9 protein-coding genes are annotated in these 16,035 nt (G+C 65.3%); 5 read left to right on the top strand and 4 right to left on the bottom strand.

All coding sequences use genetic code 11. The annotated features are described in order from the left end of the window. Positions 1 to 114: 114 nt before the first annotated feature. From CIC12_RS13040 to CIC12_RS13030, 3 genes are read left to right on the top strand one after another with little or no spacing between them, the layout of a single operon-like run. Positions 115 to 1,512, top strand: a complete 1,398-nt coding sequence (locus CIC12_RS13040; protein ID WP_168664515.1) for an MdtA/MuxA family multidrug efflux RND transporter periplasmic adaptor subunit — start codon at positions 115 to 117, stop codon at positions 1,510 to 1,512. Positions 1,513 to 1,530: 18 nt separating this feature from the next. Next, complete coding sequence (locus tag CIC12_RS13035; protein ID WP_168664514.1) at positions 1,531 to 4,665, top strand: MdtB/MuxB family multidrug efflux RND transporter permease subunit; 3,135 nt, start codon at positions 1,531 to 1,533, stop codon at positions 4,663 to 4,665. Between the two features lie 3 nt (positions 4,666 to 4,668). Beyond that, positions 4,669 to 7,998, top strand: a complete 3,330-nt coding sequence (locus CIC12_RS13030) for an efflux RND transporter permease subunit (RefSeq protein ID WP_168664513.1) — start codon at positions 4,669 to 4,671, stop codon at positions 7,996 to 7,998. Between the two features lie 70 nt (positions 7,999 to 8,068). Here CIC12_RS13030 and CIC12_RS13025 read toward each other — a convergent pair whose 3' ends face one another. The 3 genes from CIC12_RS13025 to CIC12_RS13015 all read right to left on the bottom strand — a co-directional run bounded on the left by CIC12_RS13025 (position 8,069) and on the right by CIC12_RS13015 (position 10,771). Beyond that, entirely contained in the window at positions 8,069 to 8,533 is a 465-nt protein-coding gene (locus CIC12_RS13025; protein WP_168664512.1) for a hypothetical protein, read from the bottom strand. Between the two features lie 164 nt (positions 8,534 to 8,697). Continuing rightward, complete coding sequence (locus CIC12_RS13020) at positions 8,698 to 9,258, bottom strand: peroxiredoxin (RefSeq protein ID WP_168664511.1); 561 nt, start codon at positions 9,256 to 9,258, stop codon at positions 8,698 to 8,700. A gap of 175 nt (positions 9,259 to 9,433) precedes the next feature. Next, positions 9,434 to 10,771: an EAL and HDOD domain-containing protein gene (locus tag CIC12_RS13015; RefSeq protein ID WP_168664510.1), complete on the bottom strand. Its 1,338-nt coding sequence runs from the start codon at positions 10,769 to 10,771 to the stop codon at positions 9,434 to 9,436. A gap of 304 nt (positions 10,772 to 11,075) precedes the next feature. On the opposite strand from CIC12_RS13015, the gene CIC12_RS13010 reads away from it, so the two are divergent. Next, on the top strand, positions 11,076 to 12,890 hold the full coding sequence (locus CIC12_RS13010) for a putative bifunctional diguanylate cyclase/phosphodiesterase (RefSeq protein ID WP_168664509.1): 1,815 nt from the start codon (positions 11,076 to 11,078) through the stop codon (positions 12,888 to 12,890). Positions 12,891 to 12,981: 91 nt separating this feature from the next. After that, on the top strand, positions 12,982 to 14,439 hold the full coding sequence (locus tag CIC12_RS13005; RefSeq protein WP_168664508.1) for an HDOD domain-containing protein: 1,458 nt from the start codon (positions 12,982 to 12,984) through the stop codon (positions 14,437 to 14,439). 193 nt (positions 14,440 to 14,632) lie between these two features. On the opposite strand, the gene CIC12_RS13000 is transcribed toward CIC12_RS13005, so the two are convergent. Continuing rightward, on the bottom strand, positions 14,633 to 15,997 hold the full coding sequence (locus tag CIC12_RS13000) for an EAL and HDOD domain-containing protein (RefSeq protein ID WP_168664507.1): 1,365 nt from the start codon (positions 15,995 to 15,997) through the stop codon (positions 14,633 to 14,635). Between the last annotated feature and the right edge of the window lie 38 nt (positions 15,998 to 16,035).

Here is a 16,035-nt window from a genome sequence, read left to right as displayed (position 1 = left end):
GCACCCGCTGTCGAAACCGCCTGTCATGCCGCCCGCGTGCCGATTCGCCGAACTGCCGTAGCGGCGCAAGCGCGCGAACGGCTCACATCAAAAGCCAGCCACCTGACCGAACCGATGGACGAACAACAAAAGCACCCGGAATCCCAACGCCCTGCCGCTCCGGCTTCCCAGCCGTCCTCCGGCGGCGCCCCGACTGACGCCCCCGGCGTGGTGAAACGTCATCGTGGCCGCAACATCGCACTGACCATCGCGGCGTTGGTCATTCTCGGCGTCGTGCTGTGGCGCTGGCATCCGTGGGGCGGGCCCGGTGGCGCGAGTGGCGCCGGCGCAGCCAGCGGCGCATCGGGCGCTCGCGCTCCGGGCGGCCGGGGCGGGCGCGGCGCAATGGCCAATATGCCGCAGCCGGTCCACGTGGCGAGCGCGACCCAGGGCGAAATGCCGGTGGTGCTCACCGCGCTCGGCACGGTCACGCCGCTCGCCACCGTCACCGTGTTGCCGCAGCTGAGCGGCGTGCTGCAGGACGTGTATTTCAAGGAAGGCCAGATGGTCAAGAAGGGCGACCTGCTCGCCCAGATCGACCCGCGCCCCTATCAGATCTCGCTGGAAAACGCGCAAGGCGTTCTGGTGCGCGACGAGGCGCTGCTGCAAACCGCCCGCCTCGACCTGAAACGCTATCAGACGCTGCTCGCGCAGGACTCGATCGCGAGCCAGCAGGTCGACACGCAGGCGTCGCTCGTGCGGCAATACGAAGGCACGGTGAAATCCGACAAGGCGAACATCGAGAGCTTCAAGCTCGACCTCATCTATACGCGCATCACCGCGCCGGTGTCGGGCCGTGTCGGCTTGCGCCAGGTCGATCCGGGCAACTACGTGACGTCGAGCCTCTCCACGGGCATCGTCGTGATTACGCAGTTGCAGCCGATCAGCGTGATCTTCACCACCTCCGAAGACAACCTGCAGCAGGTCATCCAGCACACGCTCAACGGCGAGCAGCTGTCGGCCACCGCGTATGACCGCAGCAACACCGTGCCGCTCGAAACCGGCTCGCTGAAGACCATGGACAACCAGATCGACACGACCACCGGCACGGTCCGGCTGCGTGCGATCTTCCAGAACGAGAACACGCGTCTCTTCCCGAATCAGTTCGTCAACACGCGCCTCCTCGTCGATACGATCAAGGACGCGGTGATCGTGCCGACCACCGCCGTGCTCAACGGCTCGATGGGCCAGTTCGTGTACGTCGTGAAGCCGGACAACACGGTGACGGTGCGCCCGGTCAAGATCGGCCCCGTCGACGGCGAACGCACCAGCATCAAATCCGGCCTGCAGGTCGGCGAGCGCGTCGTGACCGACGGTTCGGACCGGCTGCGCGAAGGCTCGAAGATCACGATTCCGGCGGAGCGCCCGCGCGCCGCCTCCGGCACGCATGGTGCGAGCGGCGCGGCCGCGGCATCGGGCGCATCGGGCGCTCACGCGCGTCATGGCCGACACGCATCGCAAGCTTCGTCATAAAGGCACGGCACTTACCGCATGAATCCATCCCGCGCTTTTATTCTGCGTCCCGTCGGCACCGCGCTGCTGATGGCGGCGATCATGCTGGTCGGCCTCGTCGCACTGCGCTTTTTGCCGCTGTCCGCGCTGCCCGAGGTCGACTATCCGACGATCCAGGTGCAGACCTTCTATCCGGGCGCGAGCCCCGAAGTGATGACGTCGTCGGTGACCGCGCCGCTCGAGCGGCAGTTCGGGCAGATGCCGTCGTTGAACCAGATGTCGTCGCAAAGCTCGGCGGGCTCGTCGATCATCACGTTGCAGTTCAGTCTCGATCTGCCGCTCGACATCGCCGAGCAGGAAGTCCAGGCCGCGATCAACGCGGCGGGCAACCTGCTGCCGTCGGACCTGCCCGCGCCGCCGATCTACGCAAAGGTCAACCCTGCCGACGCACCGATCCTCACGCTCGCCATCACCTCGAAGACGCTGCCGATGACCCAGGTGCAGGACATGGCCGACACGCGTCTCGCGCAGAAAATTTCGCAGGTCGCGGGCGTGGGTCTCGTGAGCCTGTCGGGCGGCCAGCGCCCGGCCGTGCGGATTCAGGCAAACCCGCGCGCGCTCGCCGCGTACGGTCTGAACCTGGACGACCTGCGCACCACCATTTCAAACCTGAACGTCAACACGCCGAAGGGCAACTTCGACGGTCCGACGCGCAACTACACGATCAACTCGAACGACCAGCTGACCGACGCCGAGCAGTACAAGAGCGCGGTGATCGCGTACAAGAGCGGCCGCCCGGTGATGCTGACCGACGTCGCGAACATCGTGCAGGGCGCGGAGAACACCAAGCTCGGCGCGTGGGTCGACAACACGCCCGCGATCATTCTGAACGTGCAGCGCCAGCCGGGCGCGAACGTGATTCAGGTGGTGGACAGCATCAAGAAGCTGCTGCCGCAATTGCAGCAGTCGCTGCCCGCCGCGCTCGACGTGAAGATCGTCACCGACCGCACCACCACGATCCGCGCTTCGGTGCGCGACGTGCAGTTTGAACTGGCGATGTCGGTCGTGCTGGTGGTGCTGGTGATGTACCTGTTCCTCGCCAACATCTACGCGACCATCATCCCGAGTCTGTCGGTGCCGCTGTCGCTGATCGGCACGCTCGCGGTCATGTACCTGTGCGGCTTTTCCCTCGATAACCTCTCGCTGATGGCGCTGACCATCGCGACCGGCTTCGTGGTCGACGACGCGATCGTGATGATCGAAAACATCGCGCGCTACGTCGAGGAAGGCGAGGCGCCGCTCGAAGCCGCGCTCAAAGGCTCGAAACAGATCGGCTTCACGATCATTTCGCTCACAGTCTCGCTGATCGCCGTGCTGATCCCGCTGCTCTTCATGGGCGACGTAGTGGGCCGGCTATTCCACGAATTCGCGATCACACTCGCCGTGACCATCGTGATCTCGGCAATCGTATCCCTCACGCTGGTGCCGATGATGTGCGCGAAGCTGCTGCGCCACACGCCGCCGCATGAAAGCCACCGTTTCGAGGCGAAGGCGCACCGTTTCATCGACTGGGTGATCGCCCGCTATGCGGTCGCACTCACGTGGGTGCTCAACCGTCAGCGCTCCACGCTGGTCGTCGCGGTGCTCACGCTGGTGCTGACCGCCCTGCTGTACGTGTACATTCCGAAGGGCTTCTTTCCGGTGCAGGACACCGGCGTGATCCAGGCGATCACGCAGGCGCCGCAGTCGGTGTCGTTTGCGTCGATGGCCGAACGTCAGCAGGAACTCGCCGCGCAGATTCTGAAGAATCCGGACGTAGACAGCCTCACGTCGTTCATCGGCGTGGATGGCAGCAACATCACGCTGAACAGCGGCCGCATGCTGATCAACCTGAAACCGCGCGACGATCGCAGCCACACTGCGAGCGAAGTGATTCGCCAGTTGCAGAAGGACGTCGCGCATATCGCCGGCGCGACGCTGTTCATGCAGCCGGTGCAGGACCTGACGATCGACTCCACCGTGAGCCCGACGCAGTACCAGTTCATGCTGACCGATCCGAACATCAGCGAATTCACCACCTGGGTGCCCAAGCTCGTCGACCGCCTGAAGCTGGCGCCCGAACTCGCGGACGTAGCCACCGACCTGCAGGACAACGGCCGCTCGGTGTTCATCGAAATCGACCGCGCCACCGCGTCGCGTTTCGGCATCACGCCGGCCACCATCGACAGCGCGCTGTACGACGCGTTCGGCCAGCGCATCATTTCCACCATCTTTACGCAGTCGAACCAGTACCGCGTGATTCTCGAAGCGCAGCCGGAAATGCAGCACTACGTCGAGTCGCTGAACTCGATCTATCTGCCCTCCTCCACCTCGTCCGGCGGCCAGGTGCCGCTCTCCTCGATCGCGAAGTTCATCGAAAAGCCCGCGCCGCTGCTGGTCACGCACCTGAGCCAGTTCCCTGCGACCACGGTGTCGTTCAATCTTGCGCCGGGCTCGTCGCTCGGTGCGGCGGTGAAGGCGATCACCCTGGCCGAGCAGGACGTCGGCCTGCCGGCGTCGTTCCAGACGCGTTATCAGGGCGCGGCGCTCGCGTTCCAGGCGTCGCTCTCGAATGAGCTGTTCCTGATCCTCGCGGCCATCGTCACGATGTACATCGTGCTCGGCGTGCTGTATGAAAGCTTCATCCATCCGATCACGATTCTCTCCACGCTGCCCTCGGCCGGAGTCGGCGCGCTGCTCGCGCTGCTGATCACCGGGCACGATCTGGACATCATCGGCATCATCGGCATCGTGCTGCTGATCGGTATCGTGAAGAAGAACGCGATCATGATGATCGACTTCGCGCTGTATGCGGAACGCGAGGAAGGCAAGCCGCCGCGCGAAGCGATCTACCAGGCGTGTCTGCTGCGCTTCCGGCCGATCCTGATGACCACGCTCGCCGCGCTGCTCGGCGCGCTGCCGCTGATGCTCGGCACCGGCGCCGGTTCGGAACTGCGCCGCCCGCTCGGTATCGCGATTGCCGGCGGGTTGATCGTGAGTCAGTTGCTGACGCTGTTCACCACGCCGGTGATTTACCTCGCGTTCGATTCGCTCGGCCGCCGCGCGCGTGAGCGCTTCAATCGCGGTGGGCCGTCCAGCGGCACGACGCCGCCCGCCACCGATGCAGGGAACTGAGCGATGAATCTGTCGCGTCCGTTTATCTCCCGCCCGGTCGCCACCACGCTGCTGGCGATCGGCATCGCGCTGGCCGGTGTATTCGCGTTCACGAAGCTGCCCGTCGCGCCGCTGCCGCAGGTCGATTTCCCGACCATTTCGATTCAGGCGTCCTTGCCGGGCGCGAGCCCGGAGACCGTGGCCACCAGCGTCGCGAGTCCGCTCGAACGGCATCTCGGCTCGATCGCCGATGTCACCGAAATGACCTCGATGAGCTCGGTGGGCTCGACGCGTATCACGATGCAGTTTGGCCTGAATCGCGACATCGACGGCGCCGCGCGCGACGTGCAGGCCGCCATCAACGCCGCGCGCGCCGATCTGCCGACCAGCCTGCGCAGCAATCCGACGTACCACAAGGTCAACCCCGCCGACGCGCCGATCATGATTCTGGCGCTCACATCGAACACGCTGCCCGCCGGCCAGTTGTACGACTCGGCGGCCACCGTGCTGCAGCAGTCGCTGTCGCAGGTGGAAGGCATCGGCGAGGTGGACGTGAGCGGCTCGGCCAACCCGGCGGTGCGGGTCGAACTGGAGCCGCACGCGCTCGCGCATTACGGCATCGGTCTCGAGGACGTGCGCGCGGCGCTCGCCGCGGCCAACGCGAACAGCCCCAAAGGCTCGATCGAGTTCGGCCAGAACCGCGTGCAGATCTACACCAACGACCAGGCCACCAAGGCGGCGCAATACAAGGACCTCGTCATCGCGTATCGCAACGGCGCGGCCGTCAAGCTCTCGGACATGGGCGAGGTGGTCGATTCGGTTGAAGATCTGCGCAACCTGGGCCTCTTTAACGGCAAGCGCGCGGTGCTGGTGATTCTCTACCGTCAGCCGGGCGCCAACATCATCGAGACCATCGACCGCGTAAAGGCGATGCTGCCGCAACTGCACGCGTCGCTGCCCGCCGACGTCGACATTTCGCCCACCGCGGACCGCTCCCCCACGATCCGCGCGTCGCTGCGCGACACCGAGCGCACGCTGGTGATCGCAGTCGCGCTGGTGGTGATGGTGGTGTTCCTGTTCCTGCGCAACTGGCGCGCCACGCTGATTCCGAGCGTGGCCGTGCCGATCTCGATCATCGGCACGTTCGGCGCGATGTACCTGCTGGGCTTTTCGATCGACAACCTGTCGCTGATGGCGTTGACGATCGCGACAGGCTTCGTGGTCGACGACGCGATCGTGGTGCTGGAAAACATTTCCCGTCATATCGAGAACGGCGTACCGCGCATGAAGGCCGCGTTTCTCGGCGCGCGCGAGGTCGGCTTCACGGTGCTGTCGATCAGCATTTCGCTGGTCGCCGTGTTCCTGCCGATCCTGCTGATGGGCGGCATCGTCGGCCGGCTGTTTCGCGAATTCGCGTTGACGTTGTCGCTTGCGATTGCAATGTCGCTGATCGTCTCGCTCACGCTCACGCCGATGATGTGCTCGCGCCTGCTGCGCGAAAAGCACGAGCAGAAGGAAGAAGGCCGCGTCGGACGCTGGCTCGAACGCGGCTTCACGTCGATGCAGCGCGGCTACGAGCGCACGCTCGGCTGGGCGTTGCTGCATCCGCGCCTGATCGTGACGATTCTGCTGCTGACCATCGGTTTGAACATCTGGCTCTACATCATCGTGCCGAAGGGTTTCTTCCCGCAACAGGACACCGGGCGCATGATCGGCGGCATCCAGGCCGATCAGAGCACGTCGTTCCAGGCGATGAAGGGCAAGTTCTCGCAGATGATGGACATCGTGAGCAAGAACCCGGCGGTGGAAAGCGTGGTTGGTTTCACCGGCGGCCGGCAAACCAACGCGGGCTTCATGTTCGTCTCGCTGAAGTCGAAAAGCGAACGCAGCCTGTCCGCCGACCAGGTGATCCAGCAACTGCGCGCCCCGCTCGGCGACGTGGCCGGCGCGCGCACCTTCCTGCAGCCGGTGCAGGACATTCGCGTCGGCGGGCGGCAGTCGAACGCGCAGTATCAGTTCACGCTGCTGGCGGACTCCACGCCGGATCTGTACCTCTGGGGGCCGAAGCTCACCGAGGCGCTGCAGGCGCGCAAGGAGCTCGCTGACGTGAACTCCGACCAGCAGCAAGGCGGCCTCGAAGCGATGGTGACGATCGACCGCGCGACTGCGGCGCGTGTCGGCATCAAGCCCGCGCAGATCGACAACACCTTGTACGACGCGTTCGGCCAGCGCCAGGTGTCGACCATCTACAACCCGCTGAACCAGTATCACGTCGTGATGGAAGTCGCGCCGAGGTACTGGCAGAGCCCGGAGATGCTCAAGCAGATCTACATCAGCACGTCGGGCGGCAGTGCGAGCGGTGCGCAGACCACCAATGCGCCGGCAGGCACGGTCACCTCGGCGGCGACTGCCGCGGCCACGAGCACGACCACCAGCGCGACGACCGGCGGCACGGCGGGCACGACCGCATCGAGCAGCGCGAGTATCGCCGCCGATTCGGCGCGCAATCAGGCGATCAACTCGATCGCGGCGAGCGGCAAGTCGAGCGCGTCGTCGGGCGCGGCCGTGTCGACATCGAAGGAAACCATGGTGCCGTTGTCGGCGATCGCGAGCTTCGGGCCGGGCACCACGCCGCTGTCGGTGAATCATCAGAGCCAGTTCGTGGCCTCGACGATTTCGTTCAATCTGCCGCCGGGCGTGTCGCTGTCCACGGCGACGCAGGTGATCTACGACACGATGGCGGAGATCGGCATGCCGGCGACGATCCACGGCAGCTTTCAGGGCACCGCGCAGGCGTTCCAGCAGTCGATGTCCGACCAGCCGATCCTGATTCTGGCCGCCCTGGCCGCGGTGTATATCGTGCTCGGGATGCTGTACGAGAGCTACATCCACCCGCTGACGATTCTGTCGACGCTGCCCTCGGCAGGCGTGGGGGCATTGCTCGCGTTGCTGCTATTCGGAACGGAGTTCAGCATCATCGCGCTGATCGGCGTGATTCTACTGATCGGCATCGTGAAGAAGAACGCGATCATGATGGTGGACTTCGCGATCGAAGCGTCGCGGCAAGGCATGTCGTCGCGCGACGCGATTTTCCAGGCGTGTCTGCTGCGCTTCCGGCCGATCATGATGACCACCTTCGCGGCGCTGCTCGGCGCGTTGCCGCTCGCGTTCGGCCACGGCGAAGGGGCGGAGTTGCGCGCGCCGCTGGGGATCGCGATCGTCGGCGGGCTGATCGTCAGTCAGATGCTCACGCTCTACACCACACCGGTCGTGTATCTGTACATGGACCGGTTGCGCGTGCGGTGGGAAGCGAGAAAGGCGCGCAGAACGGGTGTGGCGCCGTCGTCGTCATGATTGAGTTGAACTGCTGCGCCGTGGGTCGGGCCTGCATATACCCGACCCACGGTGGGCTGCACGATAAAGCTCAGAGCTTCTGCTGCACTGCCAGCGAAAAAATCCGCTGCCATTGCCTCGCCTGCTTCTCGCCCGACATTGGCACGAGCCATTCGCCGTGCTTCGGGTCCTTGACCTTCACAGCCACCTGCGCTTGCCCTTCGCGACCGCGCACGTCGGCTCCCAGCAGATCGGCGAAGATGTACGCCCCGCGCTCGTCGCCGATCTGAATCTCGCAGAACCGCTTGGCCGCAGCAAGCCGCACCGAACCCCAGCTTCCTTTGAGCTCGTGCGTCCAGTCGCCGTCGCGAACATTCGCAGCGACCTCCTGGCGGCGGCGCCACCCATACATCGCGGCGGCAATCAGCAACAACGCAACCAGCACCGCCACACCAATCGCCACGGCCAGCCCGAAGGCCGCCTGCAACGCATAAAACGCCCGTACCGCCCCGTACACCAGCGCGATCAGCGCAATCAACACAACCACAATCGGCATCGCACACTCACCCGGCAAAAAAATCCAGCCTAGCACAAGCGATGCCGGCTCTCAGCGCAAAGCACCGTTGCGGATAACGCGCCTCCCGCAAGCAAACCGCCGAGGGCGGCTGACTGGCTGGCAGAGCGAGCGCCGGGCCACCCGCTGATTGCGCGGGACGCCGCTTACTGTTTATGCGCCTGCGCCCAGTCCTTCACCGCCTTGAGCGTATTCTCGACGTGCTTCTCCGGCGACAGGCTCGTGTACTCGTAAATGATCTTGCCGTCGGGCGCGATCACGTACGACACGCGATTGGCCATCGAGCTATGCATCGGCATGCCGGCATCGTAGGCGCCGATCACTTTCGAATCGGCGTCCGCGGCAACCGGGAATTTGCTGCGGCATTCGCTCACCGAAAACTTCGTCAACGTGTCGATGTTGTCGTGCGATACGCCGATCACGGTCGCGCCGTATTTCTTGTACTCGTCGACGGCGTCGGCGAACTCGTGCGCCTCGATGGTGCAGCCCTTGGTAAAGGCAGCCGGGTAGAAGTACAGCACCACCGGCCCTTTCTTCAACTCGTCGGCAAGCGAATAGGTGTAGGCCTTGCCGCCCAGCGACGCCTCCGCGGTGAATGGCGGCGCCGTGTCGCCAGGCTTGAGCGTCGCGCAGGCGCTCGACGAGTACACGGCGAATCCGGCCGACATGAGGGCGGCCAGCGCCACCGATACGATTGTCCTCTTCATGTGCTCCTCCAGGCGTGGCTGCACGCGTCGTTCAATCAGTCGAAATGAGTTTGACGAGTCGGCGGCGGCGGTTTCGACGCAGCCCCGGCCCCCTTCGCGCTCTATTGGAACACGTACGCACCGAGTGCGTCATGGCACCGACAGACATCCGCGCGGCGCACCGCGCCCAGCCGTCTCAGGTGGACGCTTCCGCGACGTGCGCGCCGAACCACGCCGCCGCCGACAGATTCAACTCCGACAGCACGTCCGGCGTCAGCGTCGCGAAACCGGCCGGCGCATCGGGCGCTGCCGCAATCGAGGCGGCATCGCCGCCCTCGCCCGCCACTTCGGCGATCCGCAGCAACACGCCTAACTCGCCGCCGCCCGACACGATCGCTTCGCGAATTTGCGGCGCGAGACCGAGCTTCTCCAGCACCGTGCGCGGCGTGCTGCCGACCACCACGTGGACCAGAGAAAAAATGCCGGTCATGAACGCGGCATCGGCGAATTCGTCGTCGGATGGGCGCAGCCAGTTCGCGGCCAGCTCCATGAAACGCGAGCGGGTGCCGGCCAGTTGTACCAGCGGATCGGCGCGCCAGGACAGATCACCGCTGTCCGCGTACAGCAGCAGCTGGGCCCAGCGCGCAATCTGCCGCGTACCGGTGGCAATGATTGCCTCGCGCAGCGACGCAATGTTGCGCCCCAGCCCGAACGCGCTCGAATTGACGAGCCGCAGCAGTTGCATCACCACGCCCGGATTCAGCTTGAGTTCAGCCTCGAGTTCAAAGATGCCGGCATCGCACGAAAGCAGTGCGAGCAGCCGCAACAGCCCCGGGCGCAGCGAGCGGCTGCGCGGCGCGGCCAGCACCTGCGGCCGCGCGAAGAAGTAGCCCTGGAACAGATCGAAGCCGAGCTCGCGCGCCAGCGAAAAGTCCTCGCGCGTCTCGACCTTCTCGGCGACCAGCGTCTTGCCGTAGCCGCGCACGGTGGCGGCCAGTTCGGGGAGCGCAGCGCGCCGCGTCTCGAGAAAGTCGATCTTGACGATGTCGGTGTACGGCAGCACCTCGATCAGCTCGTGCGACAGCTCGCTGACGTCGTCGAGCGCCACCTGAAAGCCCACGCGCCGCAACTCGCTAAGCCGGCGCGCAAGCGGCGCGTCGAACTTGACGGTTTCGAGGATCTCGAGCACGAAGCGCTCGGGCGGCATCAGATGGACGATGTCATTGAACAGCAGCGCACGATCGATGTTGACGAAGCCGCGGTGCGGCCCGAGCACCGCCGGCACGCCGATCCCGCCGAGCGTATGCGCGACCACCTGGGCGGTGGCCTGGGCGTCATCGCCGACTTCGGCGTAGTTGTGTGCTCCGGCGCGGAACAGCAACTCGTAGGCGTTGAGCGCACCGGCGCGATCGAGGATCGGTTGGCGGCCGAGGTAGACAAACTGCGCGGCGCAGCCAGGCTGCGCCGCGTCGGCGAATGCGTCAGGCACCTCGATGCGCCGGACAGGCGTCGCAGCAGTATGACGTTCGGACATGGATCATCGGTGCAAGTATTCGGAAAGGCTACGCAGCAGCGACGTCACGCCGGTACTGCACAACGGGGATTGGTTCTATTAACGGACGGCAAGCGGCGCCACTTTAACCGAATCGCGGCAAGACCGTCGCCAGTGCCTCCATGCGCATTCTTACCAGATGTTTTTTGCGTCATCCGCTAAAGATTCTCCGGTGCGGGTCGTTATCTCGTTCTGATGGGGCGGCCTGCTATCTCTCGACCGCCCGAACCCGCGGAACAACGCGCCGCCCCGCCTGCCAGACGAACACAGGTTGCCAGCGACAAACATGGAAGCGAACAGGATCATCGCGCCCCGCCGGGGCTCCTTGCGCACGGTCATCGACCGGTTTCGTGCATTCGGCCGCCGCGCCGACGGCGCACCGAAGCGCGGCACAAGCCGCGCGGCGCAACTGGAACAGGTGGTCGGCGCCGTCGATCTGCTCGCGCACGTCGACGATGCCCAGCGCTTCATCTATGTGTCCGACGCGAGCCTGCGCTTCATCGGCTATCACCGCGAGTATCTGGAAACGATCACGCTGCACGAACTCGTCGCACCGGCTGACGTGCCGCGTCTCGACGCCTTGCTGACGCGCGCCGCGATCTCGGGCAACGTCGAGAAAGCGACGCTGAGCCTGATCAAGTCGCTGACCTATCCGATCACCGTCGAACTGCGCGTCGTGCGCAGCAGCCACGACGGCATCGACGGCTATGCGATCGCCGGCTTCGACGTGTCGGCCTGGCGCGCCACCGAGGAACGTCTGACCCAGGCGCTGCACCTGGATCGCCTGACCAATCTGGCCAACCAGTCGGCGCTGCTGCCCGCGTTGCTCGACGCGCAGCATCAGGCGGACGCGCACGGCACGCCGGTCGCGCTGCTGCTGCTCGACATCGACGACTACCAGCGCGTGAACCGCGCGCTCGGCTACGACGCCGGTGACGAGATGCTGCGCGACACGTCGCGGCGTCTCATGAACATGACGAGCCCTAGCGAGACCGTGGCGCGCGTCGCGAGCGACGAGTTCGCGATCCTCGTCAAGCCCGCGGCCAGCCGCACGGACGCGGCCGCTGCCGCCGAGGCGCTGGCGCGGCGTCTGTTGACCGCGATCCAGCAGCCCTATGTGTTCAAGGGCCAGCAGGTGCATCTGTCTGCGAGCATCGGCATTGCGCTCTATCCCGACGTGCGTCACGCCAACGACACCGCCGCCCACGACACCCACCTGCTGCGCTGGGCCGACCACGCGCTGCTGCAAGCCAAGGCGGCCGGCGGCAACACGCTCGCGTTCTACGTGCCCGACGACAACCCCGCCGACGCCGAACGTCTGAAGCTCGAAGCCGATCTCTACGACGGCGTGCGCAACGGCGAGTTCTCGCTGCATTTCCAGCCGATCACGAGCAGCCGCACGCACGGCGTGGTCGGCGTCGAAGCGCTGATCCGCTGGTCGCATCCGGTACATGGCCTTGTGCCGCCGTCGATGTTCATTCCGCTCGCGGAGTCGATCGGGCTCATCAACTTCCTCGGCAACTGGGTGCTGAAGGTCGCGTGCATGCAGCTGATCCAGTGGGACGCGAAAGGCATCTCGCTGCAATACGTGGCCGTGAACGTGTCGCCGCAGCAGTTCCGCGACCCCCGCTTCAAGGACTCCGTGCGCGAGGCGATCGAGCTGACCGGCATCGATCCGCGCCGCCTCGTGTTCGAGATTACCGAGAGCCTGCTGATGCACGACCCGGCGCACGCGAAGGGTCTGCTCGAAGAACTGACGGCGATGGGCATCCGCTTCGCCGTCGACGATTTCGGCACTGGCTATTCGAGCCTCGCGTATCTACAACGATTTCCGCTCGCCAAACTCAAGATCGACCGGAGTTTTGTCGAGAATCTGCTAACCTCGCGAAACGATCAGGCAATCGTTAGCGCGGTCGTCGGGCTGGCCCAGACGCTCGACCTCGAACTGGTTGCCGAAGGCGTCGAAACGGAAGCGCAACGCACGCTGCTCACCGAGATGGGCTGCGATCACATTCAGGGCTGGCTTGTCTGCAAGGCACTGCCCTCCGACGAACTGGCGCGGCGTTTCGAAATGCGCACGCTTCATCTGCACACCGCCTAGCCATGCGGGGGCTGCGCTTACGCGGTGGAACAAGCCGGCCCGAGGCCGGCGTGGCACTCATTGGAACATGTATGGTTTTTGCGGGACTCACATGGTAAAGGCGACAGTGCTCGACCGGCTCTGGACGCGAATGAGCGAGCGCGGCGATTTCCCCATGCTGTCGCAGTCGCTGCGTACCACCATGGCGGCAATGAACAACGACGACCTCGATTTCACGGGTCTCGTGCAGGTGGTGCTGTCGGATTTCGCGTTGACGCAAAAGGTGCTGCGGCTCGCCAATTCGGCGATGTACATGGCGTTCGGCGGCAACATCACGACCGTGTCGCGCGCGCTGATGGTGCTCGGCATGGATGCGGTCGGCCATCTCGTCGTCGGCCTGAAGATCGTCGATCACTTTCATCACAGCGCGCCGCGCCGCATCGACGCGAAACTCGAATTGAACCGCACGCTGCTGTCGGGCTGCGTCGCACGCAAGCTGACCGAGCGCGGCGACCTGCGCGCAGGCGAGGAAGCGGTGGTCTGCACGCTGATGCGGCAGATCGGCAAGCTGCTGGTGGTGTTCTATCTGGACGCCGAGTGGGATCAGATTCGCCGTCATATCGACGACGGCACACTCGAAGCCGATGCGTGCGTGCTCGTGCTCGGCGTGACCTTCGACGAGATCGGGGCGGAAGCCGCGGTGCGCTGGCGTCTGCCCGACATGATCCGCTCGGGCATGGGCGAGTTCGATCCGCAGGACGTCGAGCAACCACGCCAGGTGCAGTGGCTGCGCGCCATCACCAACTATTCGACCGCGGTCGCCGACGTGCTCACCCAGCAGAACATGCCGGATTGGGAACGCGAGGCGCGCATCGCCGAACTGGCGCAGGACTATAGCGGCGCGTTGAATACGGACCCCGACGTGCTGCTCCAGATGAGCGTCGCGCTTGCCCGCGAAGAAGGCGGCGATGGCGTGATGGCCGAGATCGTCGAGCTGCGCGCCAACGCGGATGCGATCGCGCGCGAGGCGCTCAGTCCCGAGGCGCGCATCGCGGTGGGCGTCAAGGATCTGCGCGAGCTGCCCGCCGACAGCCCGCTCGCGCCGGCCCTCGCGATGGCGTCGGAAACCGTGCTGGCCGGCCTCGGCTTCGCGCGCACGGTAGTGTTCGTCAAGCACAGCAACGGCACCTTCAAGGCGCGCCTCGGCCTCGGTCCGAAGATCGACGCGGCACTGCCGAAGCTGACCTTCAACACCGCGTTCGAGCCCGACGTGTTTCATCTCGCGATTGCGAACTCGGTCGGCATCTTCATCGAGAATGCGCGCGATCCGAAAATGGTCGCGCGATTGCCGGAATGGTTCCGCCGATCGTTCGACGACACCCGTGCCTTCGTGCTGCTGCCGGTCGTCGATGAAAGCGACCAGACGGTGGCGCTGTTATACGGCGACTGGTCGCATGCGCAGGAGCCGCGCCGCATCTCGCAGAAGGAGATGAGCGTGTTGAACGAGCTGGCGAAGGAGTTAGGCCGTTTTTTCGGCCTGGGGCAGATGCGGGAAATGGAGATGATGTGAAAACGTGGCGCGATCGTTGATCGCGGCGTTTCACTCTCGACTGTTCTGTATTTGCCCTGCTTCGATGTTGTTCGTGCGAAACCGATTCGCGGTTTGCAGCACCTGCGCGGGCGCCAGGTCCGCCGCGTGCACCGCACACCGCGGCCTCGGTTCTGGTCTTGAACTGAGGCTCACCGCTGCACCGGCCTCGCCCTCAATCCTCGATCCTTTCCAACCCTTGCGCGCTGCGATCCGCGACACCGGCCCACGCGCCGGCCGCGAGTCCCATTTGCGCGGCCTCCTCCACCGTCAGCGGCGGCAAGTGTTCGCACAGTGCGGCCACCCGCTCCCACTCGCCGCGCTCCAGCGCCTCGACCGTACTCAGCACGCCCCCCAGCATGCCCTCGCGACGCAGGATCGCCGCCTGAATGGGGCGCGACAGCGTCAGCACGTTCAACGTGCTTTCGAGCGAGCCGCCGAACACCGCGTCGACAAATGAGAACACGCCGGTCAGAAACGCTGCATCGGCCTCGTCGCGGCCGGCTTCGGGCAAGCGCTCGATCGCCAGTTCCATGAAGCGTGCGCGGGTCGCCGCGAGTTGCAGCAGCGGATCGTCCTCGAGCGCGACCTTGCGGCCGTCGGCATAGAGCAGCAACTGCGTCCAGCGCGCGATGCGGTCGGTGCCGGTCGCGTTGATCGCATCGCGCAGCGTCGTGACTTTGTGACCGACGGCGAGGCCACTCGAATTCGCCAGCTTCATCAGGTGCATCACCAGCACGGGATTGAGCTTCAGCTCCGCTTCGAGTTGCGCAACGGTCGGATCGCCAGCCAGCAATTGCAGCAGATTCAGCAGCGCATGGCGCGGCGCGCTGACACGCCGCGTCGCAGAGCTTTGCGCACGTGCGAAGAAGTAGCCCTGAAAACGGTCGAAGCCGAGACCGTGCATCGCTTCGAAGTCGGCCTGCGCGTCGATCCCGCAGGCGAGTAGCAGCTTGCCCGCCGACTTCAGCACGCTCGCGAGCTTGGGCAGCAGCGCACGCGGCGCGCGCGCGACGTCGATCTTGACCACGTCGACGTAGGGCAGCAATTTGGCAAAGGTCTCGTTGGGCTGCGTCACTTCGTCGAGCACGAAGCGATAGCGCCGCGTATGCAATTGCACGAGCCTGGCGATCAGTGCGTCGTCGACCTCGAGCACCGGCGACAGTTCGAGCATGAATCGCTCGGGCGGTAACCGCAGAATGGAATCGTCCAGCAGCATCTCGCGGCTGACGTCGACATAGGCCGGATGTCCGGTGAGCGCACCGCGCACGTCGCTTTGCAGCAGACCGCGGACGACGGCGCGCGCCACGCGTTGCGCCGGCGTGGGCGGCTGGCCCGGCAATGCATCGGGATTGGCTTCGTGGCTGGCTTCGGCCTGGTCGGCTTCGTCCACCGGCAGCGCCGGCGCCCGCACCTTGATTTCGTAGCCGCACAGCATGCCCTCCCGCGTGAGAATCGGCTGACGGGCGAAGCTGGCAAGCAGAGGCGCTTCGTCGGTCGCGCTGGTCTGGCTCAGAGTCTCGATGGCGATGGTGGTCATGGCGGTCCCCGCGCAGCGCCTTGGCGCTTCCCGTTGTA

It is taken from the genome of Paraburkholderia sp. SG-MS1 (assembly GCF_012275575.1).
In the GTDB taxonomy this organism is placed as follows: Bacteria; Pseudomonadota; Gammaproteobacteria; order Burkholderiales; family Burkholderiaceae; genus Paraburkholderia.
Note: the sequence above shows the minus strand (reverse complement) of the source record. Positions and strands in the feature narration are given on the sequence as shown.

Bases quoted from the DNA above. Each gene is read 5' to 3' on its own strand.
- CIC12_RS13030 (WP_168664513.1), top strand. From the start codon at position 4,669: ATGAATCTGTCGCGTCCGTTTATCTCCCGCCCGGTCGCCACCACGCTG.
- CIC12_RS13005 (WP_168664508.1), top strand. From the start codon at position 12,982: ATGGTAAAGGCGACAGTGCTCGACCGGCTCTGGACGCGAATGAGCGAG.
- CIC12_RS13020 (WP_168664511.1), bottom strand. From the start codon at position 9,258: ATGAAGAGGACAATCGTATCGGTGGCGCTGGCCGCCCTCATGTCGGCC.
- CIC12_RS13000 (WP_168664507.1), bottom strand. From the start codon at position 15,997: ATGACCACCATCGCCATCGAGACTCTGAGCCAGACCAGCGCGACCGAC.
- CIC12_RS13040 (WP_168664515.1), top strand. From the start codon at position 115: ATGGACGAACAACAAAAGCACCCGGAATCCCAACGCCCTGCCGCTCCG.
- CIC12_RS13025 (WP_168664512.1), bottom strand. From the start codon at position 8,533: ATGCCGATTGTGGTTGTGTTGATTGCGCTGATCGCGCTGGTGTACGGG.
- CIC12_RS13010 (WP_168664509.1), top strand. From the start codon at position 11,076: ATGGAAGCGAACAGGATCATCGCGCCCCGCCGGGGCTCCTTGCGCACG.
- CIC12_RS13015 (WP_168664510.1), bottom strand. From the start codon at position 10,771: ATGTCCGAACGTCATACTGCTGCGACGCCTGTCCGGCGCATCGAGGTG.
- CIC12_RS13035 (WP_168664514.1), top strand. From the start codon at position 1,531: ATGAATCCATCCCGCGCTTTTATTCTGCGTCCCGTCGGCACCGCGCTG.